This window comes from Pseudomonas sp. SDO55104_S430, assembly GCF_054070595.1.
Window position 1 is genome coordinate 1 of sequence record NZ_JBSVXG010000186.1, and the last position, 11,441, is coordinate 11,441.

Here is an 11,441-nt window from a genome sequence, read left to right on the forward strand (position 1 = left end):
GGCGGTGGGTCAGCTACAAAAATGCTGGCTGACAGGGCCTCATCGCGGGCAAGCCCGCTCCCACAGGGTTTGCGGCGTTTGACGAATCAAACGGTATGCAAGTACCAGTTGTACTCAAGGTCGGAGATGGAGTTTTCGAACTCGGCCAGTTCGCTTTCCTTGCACGCCACGAACACGTCGATGTACATCGGGTCGATGTACTTGGCCATGACTTCGTCGTCATCCAGTACACGCAGGGCGTCGCGCAGGTTGTTCGGCAGGCTTTGCTCGTTTTGCTCGTAGCTGTTGCCTTCCACCGGAGCGCCCGGCTCGATCTTGTTGGTCAGACCGTGATGCACGCCCGCCAGCACCGAAGCCATCAGCAGGTACGGGTTGGCGTCGGCACCGGCCACGCGGTGTTCGATACGCACCGCGTCCGGCGAACCCGTCGGTACGCGGACCGCCACGGTACGGTTGTCGATGCCCCAGCTCGGCGAGTTCGGCACGTAGAACTGTGCGCCGAAACGACGGTAGGAGTTGACGTTCGGGCAGAGGAAAGCCATCTGCGCCGGCAGGGTCTCCAGCACACCGCCGATCGCGTGACGCAGCGCGGCGTTCTGCTCGGGATCCTCGCTGGCAAAAATGTTGTTGCCTTCTTTATCCAGAATCGAAATGTGCACGTGCAGACCGTTGCCCGCCTGGCCAGGGTACGGCTTGGCCATGAAGGTGGTGTCCATCTCGTGGTCGTAGGCGATGTTCTTCACCAGACGCTTGAGCAGGACCGCGTAGTCGCAGGCCTTTATAGGATCGGCCACGTGATGCAGGTTGACTTCGAACTGCGCCGGGGCGCTTTCCTTGACAATGGCGTCAGCCGGGATGCCCTGCTCTTTCGCGCCTTCGAGGATGTCCTGCAGGCAGTCGACGTATTCGTCCAGATCGTCGATCAGGTACACCTGAGTCGACATCGGACGCTTGCCCGACACCGGCGAACGTGGCGATTGCGGACGACCGTTCACGTTGTCCTGGTCGATCAGATAGAACTCGAGCTCGAACGCGGCGCAGATGGTCAGGCCCAGTTCGTCGAACTTGCGCACCACGTTGGCCAGCACTTCACGAGGGTCGGCGAAGAACGGCTGGCCTTCGATTTCGTGCATGGTCATCAGCAGTTGCGCGGTCGGGCGCTTCTGCCAGGGCTCGATGCTCAGGGTGCCGGGGATCGGGTAGCAGATCCGGTCGGCGTCGCCGATGTCCAGACCCAGGCCGGTGCTTTCCACGGTGGAGCCATTGATGTCCAGCGCGAACAGCGACGCCGGCAGGTTGATGCCTTTCTCGTAGACCTTATGAAGACTGGTGCGCTCGATGCGCTTGCCGCGCACCACACCGTTCATATCCGCAATCAGAAGGTCGACGTACAAAACCTCAGGATGTTTCTTAAGGAATGCGTTTGCTTCGTTGAGTTGAACGGCACGCAGAGGGACCGACATGATGCACCTATTTTTTACTGTTAATTATTATGTTCACCGCCCTTTCACGCAGCCAGTCAATCCGAAAGGCAAAGTGAAGTCAATAGCGAACACCTGGCCTTTTAACCTTTATTTTTGGGGCTCTCAGAAGCACGAGAGTGCCAGATCAGTCGCCAAACACGCGTAAATGCTGAAGATCGGACGTGCGGCGTTTAGAATTTTTTACATGACAGTTGTTAATTAAAATCAACGAGGCTAAGCTCCAGAAAAGCTCGTTCAAGTGTCAAACTTCGAGGTGATAAAAATGGCATTCAAGCCATTGATCGGCGTTACAGCGTGCGTCAAACAAATTGGCCTGCACCCCTACCATGTCAGCGGCGACAAATACCTGCGTGCTGTCAGCGTTGCGGCGCTGGGGCTGCCCGTCGTCATTCCTTCCCTGGCGGAACTGACCGAAATCGAGGATCTGCTACCGCAGCTCGACGGTCTGTTGCTCACCGGTTCGCCGTCGAATGTGGAGCCCTTCCACTATCAAGGTCCGGACAGCGCCCCCGGCACCGAACACGATCCCCAGCGGGATCGCACCACCCTTCCCCTGATCCGCGCGGCTGTCGCCGCTGGCGTGCCGGTACTCGGCATCTGCCGTGGTTTTCAGGAGATGAACGTGGCGTTCGGTGGCAGCCTGCATCAGAAGGTTCATGAACTGCCCGGCTTTCTCGATCACCGTGAAGCCAACCACCCGGACCTCGCGGTGCAATACGCCCCGGCCCACGCGGTCACCGTGCAAGCGGGCGGCGTGTTCCAGGCGCTGGATCTGCCGGCCGAATTCCAGGTCAACTCGATTCACAGCCAGGGCATCGATCGGCTCGCTACGGGCCTGCGCTCAGAGGCTGTCGCGCCCGATGGTCTGATCGAGGCGATCTCGGTGGAGAACAGCAAGGCCTTCGCCCTCGGCGTGCAATGGCACCCGGAATGGCAGGTGCTGGACAACCCGCCTTACCTGCGCATTTTCCAGGCGTTCGGTGACGCGTGCCGGCAACGGGCGGCATTGCGTAACGCTCGCTGACGTAGAAACCGAAAACTCATTTTTGCCCCCGCGAGTCAGGCGGCGCGTTTGCGCGCGCCTGCACCTTGCGAAAACAACAACCTGCAATAACAACAAGCACTACCAGGCAGCCAGGACGGCGGCGCCGAATAAACCCGGAGTGGTAAACGCAGCCTCCTGTAGGAGCGAGCATGCTCGCGATGGATGTCCGGACACCGCGGGCATTCAGACCGCCAGCGTCATCGTTGGCGACCATCGCGAGCATGCTCGCTCCTACAGAAGAGGTCGCGTCGACCGTAAAGCTACGGGTTTGCAATCAACTATTAAGCCAGGCCGTGTTGGCCCGGCGACTGAAATTTGTTGGGAGTTTCAAATGGCAAACGCCTCCAGCACTTACAGGAAGGCCCTTGAAGGTCACCAGGCACCGAAAAAGGTCCTGGTGAAAGTCGATCGCGTCACGAAGAAATTCGACGAAACCACCGCCGTGGACGATGTGTCCCTGGAAATCCATCAAGGCGAAATCTTTGCCCTGCTCGGTGGCTCCGGTTCCGGTAAATCGACGCTGCTGCGCATGCTCGCCGGCTTCGAACGTCCGACCGAAGGCCGGATTCTGCTCGACGGCGTGGACATCACCGACATGCCGCCCTACGAGCGGCCGATCAACATGATGTTCCAGTCCTATGCCCTGTTCCCGCACATGACCGTGGCCCAGAACATCGCCTTCGGTCTCAAGCAGGACCGTTTGCCCGCTGCTGAAATCGACGCCCGCGTTCAAGAGATGCTGCGTCTGGTACACATGACCCAGTACGCCAAGCGCAAGCCGCATCAACTCTCCGGCGGCCAGCGTCAGCGCGTGGCCCTGGCCCGCTCCCTGGCCAAGCGTCCGAAACTGTTGCTGCTCGACGAACCGATGGGCGCGCTGGATAAAAAGCTGCGTTCGCAAATGCAGCTTGAGCTGGTGGAGATCATCGAACGCGTCGGCGTGACCTGCGTGATGGTGACTCACGACCAGGAAGAAGCCATGACCATGGCTCAACGCATCGCCATCATGCACCTGGGCTGGATCGCGCAAATCGGCAGTCCGGTGGATATTTACGAGGCACCGGTCAGCCGCATGGTCTGCGAGTTCATCGGCAACGTGAACGCCTTCGAAGGCACGGTGGTGGAAGACCTGGAAGGTCACGCGATCATTCACAGCCCGGACCTGGACCAGAAAATCTACGTCGGCCACGGCGTCAGCACTTCGGTGGAAGACAAGTCGATCACCTACGCCATTCGCCCGGAAAAACTGCTGGTCAGCACCACCAAGCCCGACTGCCGATACAACTGGTCCAGCGGCAAGGTGCATGACATCGCCTACCTGGGCGGCCATTCGGTGTTCTACGTCGAACTGCCAGGCGGCAAAGTCGTGCAGTCGTTCATGGCCAACGCCGAACGCCGCGGCGCGCGTCCGACCTGGGACGATCAGGTCTACGTGTGGTGGGAAGACGATAGCGGCGTGGTACTGCGCGCATGAAAACCCTCAATCAGCAATTCATGCGCTTTGTGCCGAGCGGCCGCAAGGTCGTGATCGGCATTCCATTCCTGTGGCTGTTCCTGTTCTTCATGTTGCCGTTCTTTCTGGTGATGAAGATCAGCTTCTCGGAAGCAGCTCTGGCCATTCCACCCTACTCGGAGATCTACTCCTACGCCGAGCAGAAACTCAACCTGCTGCTCAACATCGGCAACTACACGATGCTGGGTGAGGACGAGCTGTACCTGTCCGCCTACCTGGGTTCGTTGAAGGTCGCATTTTTCAGCACTTTGATGTGCCTGGTGATCGGTTTCCCGATGGCCTACGCCATTACCAAGGCGAGCAAGGAAGCACAGAACGTGCTGATGCTGCTGATCATGATGCCGACCTGGACCGCGATCCTGATCCGCGTATATGCGTGGATGGGCATCCTCAGCAACAACGGTCTGCTCAACGGCTTTCTGATGTGGATCGGCCTGACTGACCACCCGATCGAGATCCTCAACACCAACACAGCCGTGTATATCGGTGTGGTTTACGCATATCTGCCGTTCATGATCCTGCCGCTCTACGCCAACCTGGTGAAGCATGATCAGAGCCTGCTGGAAGCCGCGTCGGACCTGGGTTCGAGCACCTTCAACAGCTTCTGGAAAATCACTGTGCCGCTGGCCAAGAACGGCATCATCGCCGGTTGCATGCTGGTGTTCATTCCGGTGGTGGGCGAGTTCGTGATCCCTGAGCTGCTCGGTGGTCCGGAGACGCTGATGATCGGTCGCGTGCTGTGGCAGGAGTTCTTCAACAACCGCGACTGGCCGGTGGCGTCCGCCCTGGCGGTAGTGATGCTGTTGATCCTGATTGTGCCGATTCTGCTGTTCAACCGCAGTCAGGCTAAAGAGATGGAGGCACGGGGATGAAACGTAACGGCTTTTCAAAAATGATGTTGGTGCTCGGCCTGTCGTTCATCTACCTGCCGATGCTGATTCTGGTGATCTACTCGTTCAACGCCTCCAAGCTTGTGACGGTGTGGGGTGGCTGGTCGTTCAAGTGGTACGCCGGTCTGCTCGACAACACGCAACTGATGGGTTCGGTGGGGCGTTCGCTGGAGATCGCCTGCTACACCGCGATTGCCGCCGTGGCGCTGGGCACCCTGGCCGCGTTCGTGTTGACCCGGGTGACCCGCTTCAAGGGCCGCACGCTGTTCGGTGGCCTGGTCACCGCGCCGCTGGTGATGCCTGAAGTAATCACCGGTCTGTCGCTGTTGCTGCTGTTCGTGGCCATGGCGCAGATGATCGGCTGGCCGATGGAACGCGGCATCGTGACCATCTGGATCGCCCACACCACGTTTTGTGCCGCTTATGTGGCAGTGGTAGTCTCCGCCCGCCTTCGCGAACTGGACCTCTCCATCGAAGAAGCGGCCATGGACCTGGGTGCCAAGCCGTTCAAGGTGTTCTTCCTCATCACCATCCCGATGATCGCACCATCGCTGGCAGCGGGCGGCATGATGTCCTTCGCCCTGTCGCTGGACGATCTGGTATTGGCCAGCTTCGTGTCCGGTCCCGGCTCCACCACCCTGCCGATGGAAGTGTTCTCGGCGGTGCGTCTGGGCGTTAAGCCGGAGATCAATGCCGTGGCGAGCCTGATTCTGCTGGCGGTATCGATCGTGACCTTCATGGTCTGGTACTTCAGCCGTCGCGCTGAAGCGAGCCGCAAGCGGGCGATCCAGGAAGCGATGGATCAGACGGCGAATGAGTCGTGGCAGCAGCCGAAAAAACAAATGGCCGGCGCCACCGCCTGACACCGCCCCACTGTAGGAGCGAGCTTGCTCGCGATGGACGTTAACGATGACGCTGGCAGCCTGATGCCCAGCGGTGCATCGGCTACCATCGCGAGCAAGCTCGCTCCTACAGGAGAGCGGCCACAAATGTTTGTCATGTGATTTGAATAAAAAAGAAATGGAGTTGTACCGATGAAAATGCTTGGCAGGACTCTGCTGACACTGTCCTTATTGGGCGCCATGGCAACCGGCGTCCAGGCCAATGACAAGGTACTGCGCGTCTACAACTGGTCGGATTACATTGCCCCGGACACCGTCAAGAAGTTCGAAGACGAGACCGGGATCCAGGTGACCTACGATGTGTTCGACAGTAATGAAACGCTGGAGGCTCGCCTGCTGGCGGGTAAATCCGGCTACGACCTCGTCGTGCCGTCCAACAGTTTCTTGGCCAAGCAGGTCAAGGCCGGGGTCTATCAGACACTGGACAAATCGAAGCTGCCGAACTGGAAGAATCTCAACCCGGTGCTGCTGAAAAACGCCTCCGCCAGCGACCCGGACAACGCCCATGCCTTCCCGTACATGTGGGGCTCGATCGGCATTGGCTTCAACCCGGAGAAGGTCAAGGAAGTGCTCGGCGCCAACGCCCCGACCAATTCCTGGGACTTGCTGTTCAAGCCGGAGAACGCTGAAAAGCTGAAAGCCTGCGGCATCAGCTTCCTCGATTCGCCGACCGAAATGATCCCGACCGCCCTGCACTACCTGGGCTACCCGGTTAACGATCAGGACAAGGCGCACATCGCCGAGGCCGAAGCGCTGTTCATGAAGATCCGACCGTCGGTGTCGTACTTCCATTCCTCGAAGTACATCTCGGACCTGGCCAACGGCAACATTTGCGTGGCCGTGGGTTACTCCGGCGACGTGCTGCAGGCCAAGGCCCGCGCCCTGGAAGCCGGGGACAAGGTGAAGATCGACTACAGCATCCCCAAGGAAGGCGCCGGCAGCTTCTACGACATGGTCGCCATCCCCCGCGATGCCGCCAACGTCGAGAACGCCTACCTGTTCATGAACTTCCTGATGCGTCCGGACGTCATTGCCGATATCACCAACAACATCGGCTACAGCAACGCGAATGCGGCGGCTACGCCGTTGGTGGATGAAGCGATTCGCAGCGATCCGGGTTCGTACCCGTCCCAGGAAGTGATGGCGACCCTGTATGCGATTCCGGATATGCCGATTGGTGTTCAGCGGGTGATGACTCGTGGGTGGACCAAAGTGAAATTGGGTAAATAGTTCCTCACCCATGATCGTTCCCACGCTCTGCGTGGGAATGCCTCAAGGGACGCTCCGCGTTCCAGATGCGCCGATGCCTTCGAGCCTGGCACCGTTGGGACGCGGAGCGTCCCGGGATGCGTTCCCACGCGGAGCGTGGGAACGATCAATAAACAAATCTTTTCCTGCGTGCAGCGCCTTACCACCGCTGCATTACTCACCTGGCTCCTCTCGGTTAAGGTGAAGTTCGGCGCCCTCGGGCGCCTTTTTTTATTGTGGGCCCAGCGGCCATTCGGCCAGCGCCCGATAGCGGCCCTTGTGGGATTCGAACAGGGTGAAGCGATCGGCGCGCAGGAAAAATTCCGGGGCCGTCGGTGATTCCGGCACCGGTTCGCGATAATCGCGGGCCAGGGTCAGGTGGGGGCGAAACTCCTTGGAGGTTTCCACAAGGCCGAACGGCAACAGCGCCTGCTCCAGGTCATATACCAACCGCAACAACACCGGCGGCGCCTGCTCCGGTGCCAATACCAGCGCCCCTGCCCGGCGCCAGACATCCAGCCGATCCAGCACCACGGTCAGTCGCTCGGCCGACGTGCGGACTGAAGCCGCTGCTTCACAAATCGCAGCGATCTGCGCGGTATCCACCGAACCGAGAAATTTCAGGGTCAGATGAAAATTCTCTACCGGCACCGGTCGTCCGCTGCGCAACTGCAGCGCGCTGCGCCATTGGCCGATGGCCTTGCGTTGAGCCGGCGCGCAGTCCAGGGCGAAGAACAGTCGTTTGAAGGGTTCGCGGGATTCGTCATTCATGACGGGGACTCTCCTGAAGGCTTTTGCGTGAGTCCTCCGAGTGTACAACCGCCACCACCGTTTCTGGCGCCTGCCGACATGCGCGTTATAGTTGATGCACGCCAATTACCCGGAGGCTGCCATGCGACAGATCCTCAGCAAGGAACCCTGGTGGGCCGCCCCACCCGAACCCGGCCAGGACGAATTCGAACTGGAATGGGGCTGGCTGGTGCACTACAGCGAAGGCGAGCCGCGCTTCGAATTCATCCGCGAACGACCGACGGACGACGAGATTCAGCAGCGCAAGAGCTGCAGGATCACTCCGGTGGAGTGATCCTGAAAGCAATCGATCAAGCCTGCATGATCAATTCAAACCCGCCATAAATCATCCGCTGCCCATCGAACGGCATCGGGTTGACGTCGGGTTTCATGCGCGGGTCCTGCATCATTTTTTCCATGCCGGCGTTGCGAGTGGCCTTGTCCGGCCAGATGATCCAGCCGAACACCACGGTTTCGCCTTCCTGGCATTTCACCGCCATCGGGAACGAGGTGACTTTGCCTTCCGGCACGTCATCACCCCAGCACTCGGCGATGCTCAGGGCGCCGTTTTCCTTGAAGACTTCGGCAGCGATTTTGCAATGTTTGAGATATTGCTCGCGTTTATCGCTGGGCACCGAGGCAGAAAATGCATCGACATAAGACATGAGTGTTCTCCTTGCTTCACGGGTTGGTCTGCTGGTTAGTCGATTCGGTCGGCTGCCATTCGACAGTCCCCGCACTCAGTCCGACCGGTGGTTGGGCGGTCTTTGCCAGATTGCCTTCGATCTGCCCCGCCATGTACAGGGTTCCCGCCATCACGCCCGAGTTAGGGTTCTGCAGCAGCTTGGTCCAGGCCTTGTCGAAGGTGTTGCCCATGCTGCTGCGAATCAGCGCCTCGCTGTCGGGCCGGTCGCTGGCCTGGATCATCGCGCGGATGCCGGCCACGCCGACCGTGATCAAGCCCCCGGCCAGCTTGCCCGCCGCGGCCGCCACCGCACTGGCGGCGCCCCGGGGGGCCATTTCGGCTTCCATGCGTTGGCTGGCACGCCTGGCCACCGGGGCCATGGCGTTTTCGGTGGAGTCGACGCCTTTTTCACCGCCGGCCTTGTGGACTTTGTCGACCAGCGCGGCATACGCCGGCAGCTTGTCGAGGGATTCGATGCGTATCACTTGATAGAGCGAAGCATCCCGCGTCGACGGCGGACCCAGGGCAATGGCCGGGACTTTCTGAATGCGCCCGTTGAGTTGGGCGATCGGCACGCCATGGCGCTGGGAGATTTTCTGCAGTTCTTCCTTGAGGATGTCGACGTAGAACGCCGAAGCCAGGCTGAGAATCGCATCAGGATCGATTTCCACTGCGGCGGGCGCCAATACCTTCTCCTGGTAAGCCTCCAGCAGGTAGGCGGCCAGGCGCTTTTCCGAAGCATCCTGCTCGCCCTGGGCGCTGAGGGTGTACCAGCTGACTTTCATCGACAGCCATTCCTGGGTCCAGTAGCTGCTGAACCAGGGTATGAAGTTTTCTTCGGTGAGTTGATAGACCCGTGTGCGCCAGTATTCCATAGCACCGCGGGCGTAGATTTTGGTCTGCTCGGTGGCCGACTGCGAGGCATCGATGATCTCCCGATCCACCTGTTGCCAGGTGCTCGGCGCGATCATCACTTGCGGCGCTTCCACTGGCGCGCGCGGGGCCGTGGCGCATCCGGCCAATACCAGCAGCACGGCGACGATCAACGAACGCAGGTTCAAGATCGTGGCTCCTGAAAGTCAGCGCCGGACCGGCTGGCCGGCGCTTGAAAGCCCTGAATTGAGTATAGGTCGCGGTGGGTGGTGACCCCACTGCCGCCATCGCGAGCAGGCTCGCTCCCACAGGTTGTGTGTGTGGGATCACAGTTTTGTGTACACCGCCAAACCTTGTGGGAGCGAGCCTGCTCGCGATGAGGCCCGCAGGAACACCCCGCAAACCCGACCATCACTCCCATCGATATTCACAATCGCCACGATTGCCTTCCGCCCCGCAGCCGTCAGCGTAGGATCAACCCCAAGCCAACACGAAACCCTGAAGCGGAGGGGCCAATCATGCTGATCCATCTCTTGACCTGTATGGCCCTGACGGCCTTCACATTGAGCGTATTTGCCTGGTTCGTCCTGTCCGAGGAGCGCACGTCATGATCACTGAAGTCACCCTTGCCGTGAGCTTTCCGGTATTCGGCAACAACTATTACTCGCAGACATTCGAGTCCCGTAAGGTGTTGACCCTCGTGTTCGACGAAAAATTCGAGGACTTGCTGATTCCGGCTGCCGATCATCACTTCAGCAACGAAGTGGTCGGCCTGAACGATCAGTTTCGCTTCCTCAACGACGTACTGGCCGAGCATTTGCTGGAAGCTGAACTCGCGGCGACCGCCCGTCGCAATCATCAATATTTCTGAGCCGACGCCTGCGTCGACCTGATCCAGACTCCGTGTGCCTTGCTCCCCTCATTGATCGTGACGGGGAGCTTTTTTTTGCCTTATCGACTGCACACCTCGCGCAGACAGCCGCGCAACCAGCGGTGCACCGGGTCGGCATCCAGCCGGGGGTGCCAGAGCATGGCCACGGTGAAATCCGGCAACGTCAGTGGCAGGTCGAAGCTGTGCAGGCCGAGCCGCAGATTGGCGGTGTGGCGTTCCGGCACAACGGCGATCAGCTCGCTGGTGCGGGCCAGCGCCAGGGCGGTGGAGAAACCGGGGACGATGGTCGCGATCTGCCGCGCAAGGCCGAGCGGCGCCAGGGCTTCATCGATCGGCCCCTTGTCCAGCCCGCGTCGTGACACGCTGATGTGACTGCCGGCCGCGTAGCGTTGGGGAGTGATTTCGCCGTCGCTGAGCGAATGACCAACACGCACCACGCCGATGAATCGATCGCGAAACAGCCCCTGGGTGCGCAGTTCCGGACTGGCGGTCTTGCCGACCACGCCGGTTTCCAGATCCACCGTGCCGTCGCGCAGTGAGGCGCTGTCCTTGTCGGGTTTGTGCATGAAGCGCAGGCGCACGCCCGGCGCCTGGTCGACGATGCGGGCGATCAGCGCGGCGCCGAAGTTTTCGACGAAACCTTCGCTGGTTCGCAGGGTGAAGGTGCGCTCCAGCTGCCGCAGGTCCGGTTGCTCGGCCGGGCGCAGCACCGCTTCGGTGTCCTGCACCAATTGGCTGACCCGCTCCCGCAACTCCAGCGCCCGCGGCGTCGGCACCAACCCGCGCCCTGCCCTGACCAGCAACGGATCGCCGGTGGTCTCGCGCAAGCGGGCCAGAGCACGGCTCATTGCCGAGGGGCTCAGGCGCAGGCGCTTGGCGGCGGCTGCCACACTGCCTTCGGTGAGGAGGACGTCCAGCGTGATCAGCAGGTTGAAGTCGGGTGATTGCATGAAAAGAACCTTTGAGTTCTACAGTACACATCTGTGGCTACACAAAATCTTTTACTGATACAAAACCTGTGGCTCACACAGAACTGTGACTCACACAGAACCTGTGGCGAGGGGGCTTGCCCCCTTTGTACTGCGCAGCAGTCCCATTCTTTTTGGGCCGCTTCGCAGCC

The 11,441-nt window shown here is 60.2% G+C and carries 12 protein-coding genes; 7 read left to right on the top strand and 5 right to left on the bottom strand.

The features are described 5' to 3' along the window. Positions 1 to 86: 86 nt before the first annotated feature. Complete coding sequence (locus tag ACW9JE_RS23795; RefSeq protein ID WP_457434135.1) at positions 87 to 1,463, bottom strand: glutamine synthetase family protein; 1,377 nt, start codon at positions 1,461 to 1,463, stop codon at positions 87 to 89. Between the two features lie 283 nt (positions 1,464 to 1,746). On the opposite strand from ACW9JE_RS23795, the gene ACW9JE_RS23800 reads away from it, so the two are divergent. The 5 genes from ACW9JE_RS23800 to ACW9JE_RS23820 all read left to right on the top strand — a co-directional run bounded on the left by ACW9JE_RS23800 (position 1,747) and on the right by ACW9JE_RS23820 (position 7,064). Beyond that, on the top strand, positions 1,747 to 2,508 hold the full coding sequence (locus ACW9JE_RS23800; protein WP_457434136.1) for a gamma-glutamyl-gamma-aminobutyrate hydrolase family protein: 762 nt from the start codon (positions 1,747 to 1,749) through the stop codon (positions 2,506 to 2,508). 352 nt (positions 2,509 to 2,860) lie between these two features. Beyond that, positions 2,861 to 4,003, top strand: a complete 1,143-nt coding sequence (gene potA, locus ACW9JE_RS23805; protein WP_224535724.1) for a polyamine ABC transporter ATP-binding protein — start codon at positions 2,861 to 2,863, stop codon at positions 4,001 to 4,003. Positions 4,004 to 4,032: 29 nt separating this feature from the next. Then, positions 4,033 to 4,914, top strand: coding sequence for an ABC transporter permease subunit (locus ACW9JE_RS23810; protein ID WP_224535793.1), 882 nt, complete (start codon positions 4,033 to 4,035; stop codon positions 4,912 to 4,914). Next, a complete protein-coding gene (locus ACW9JE_RS23815) occupies positions 4,911 to 5,795 on the top strand; it encodes an ABC transporter permease subunit (protein ID WP_457434137.1) in 885 nt (294 codons plus the stop codon). Before ACW9JE_RS23810 ends, ACW9JE_RS23815 begins: the two co-directional genes overlap by 4 nt. Before the next feature lie 171 nt (positions 5,796 to 5,966). Beyond that, entirely contained in the window at positions 5,967 to 7,064 is a 1,098-nt protein-coding gene (locus tag ACW9JE_RS23820; protein WP_457434138.1) for a polyamine ABC transporter substrate-binding protein, read from the top strand. Between the two features lie 249 nt (positions 7,065 to 7,313). Here the strand turns inward: ACW9JE_RS23820 and thpR are convergent, their stop codons facing one another. After that, entirely contained in the window at positions 7,314 to 7,853 is a 540-nt protein-coding gene (gene thpR, locus ACW9JE_RS23825; protein ID WP_457434139.1) for an RNA 2',3'-cyclic phosphodiesterase, read from the bottom strand. A 121-nt stretch (positions 7,854 to 7,974) separates the two neighbouring features. On the opposite strand from thpR, the gene ACW9JE_RS23830 reads away from it, so the two are divergent. Continuing rightward, positions 7,975 to 8,166, top strand: coding sequence for a hypothetical protein (locus ACW9JE_RS23830; RefSeq protein WP_224535716.1), 192 nt, complete (start codon positions 7,975 to 7,977; stop codon positions 8,164 to 8,166). Between the two features lie 16 nt (positions 8,167 to 8,182). Here ACW9JE_RS23830 and ACW9JE_RS23835 read toward each other — a convergent pair whose 3' ends face one another. Next, entirely contained in the window at positions 8,183 to 8,536 is a 354-nt protein-coding gene (locus ACW9JE_RS23835) for a DUF1428 domain-containing protein (RefSeq protein ID WP_224535714.1), read from the bottom strand. Positions 8,537 to 8,552: 16 nt separating this feature from the next. Then, a complete protein-coding gene (locus ACW9JE_RS23840; protein ID WP_457434140.1) occupies positions 8,553 to 9,617 on the bottom strand; it encodes a hypothetical protein in 1,065 nt (354 codons plus the stop codon). 419 nt (positions 9,618 to 10,036) lie between these two features. Between ACW9JE_RS23840 and ACW9JE_RS23845 the strand changes: the two genes are divergently transcribed. Next, positions 10,037 to 10,300 (top strand): hypothetical protein, encoded by a 264-nt coding sequence (locus ACW9JE_RS23845; RefSeq protein WP_457434141.1) that lies wholly within the window; start codon positions 10,037 to 10,039, stop codon positions 10,298 to 10,300. A gap of 80 nt (positions 10,301 to 10,380) precedes the next feature. Here the strand turns inward: ACW9JE_RS23845 and ACW9JE_RS23850 are convergent, their stop codons facing one another. Beyond that, positions 10,381 to 11,271 (bottom strand): LysR family transcriptional regulator, encoded by an 891-nt coding sequence (locus ACW9JE_RS23850; protein WP_457434142.1) that lies wholly within the window; start codon positions 11,269 to 11,271, stop codon positions 10,381 to 10,383. Positions 11,272 to 11,441: the final 170 nt, after the last annotated feature.

Excerpts from the sequence above, each read along its gene's own strand:
- ACW9JE_RS23795 (WP_457434135.1), bottom strand. The coding sequence starts at position 1,463 with ATGTCGGTCCCTCTGCGTGCCGTTCAACTCAACGAAGCAAACGCATTC.
- ACW9JE_RS23800 (WP_457434136.1), top strand. The coding sequence starts at position 1,747 with ATGGCATTCAAGCCATTGATCGGCGTTACAGCGTGCGTCAAACAAATT.
- potA (WP_224535724.1), top strand. The coding sequence starts at position 2,861 with ATGGCAAACGCCTCCAGCACTTACAGGAAGGCCCTTGAAGGTCACCAG.
- ACW9JE_RS23815 (WP_457434137.1), top strand. The coding sequence starts at position 4,911 with ATGAAACGTAACGGCTTTTCAAAAATGATGTTGGTGCTCGGCCTGTCG.
- ACW9JE_RS23820 (WP_457434138.1), top strand. The coding sequence starts at position 5,967 with ATGAAAATGCTTGGCAGGACTCTGCTGACACTGTCCTTATTGGGCGCC.
- thpR (WP_457434139.1), bottom strand. The coding sequence starts at position 7,853 with ATGAATGACGAATCCCGCGAACCCTTCAAACGACTGTTCTTCGCCCTG.
- ACW9JE_RS23830 (WP_224535716.1), top strand. The coding sequence starts at position 7,975 with ATGCGACAGATCCTCAGCAAGGAACCCTGGTGGGCCGCCCCACCCGAA.
- ACW9JE_RS23835 (WP_224535714.1), bottom strand. The coding sequence starts at position 8,536 with ATGTCTTATGTCGATGCATTTTCTGCCTCGGTGCCCAGCGATAAACGC.
- ACW9JE_RS23845 (WP_457434141.1), top strand. The coding sequence starts at position 10,037 with ATGATCACTGAAGTCACCCTTGCCGTGAGCTTTCCGGTATTCGGCAAC.
- ACW9JE_RS23850 (WP_457434142.1), bottom strand. The coding sequence starts at position 11,271 with ATGCAATCACCCGACTTCAACCTGCTGATCACGCTGGACGTCCTCCTC.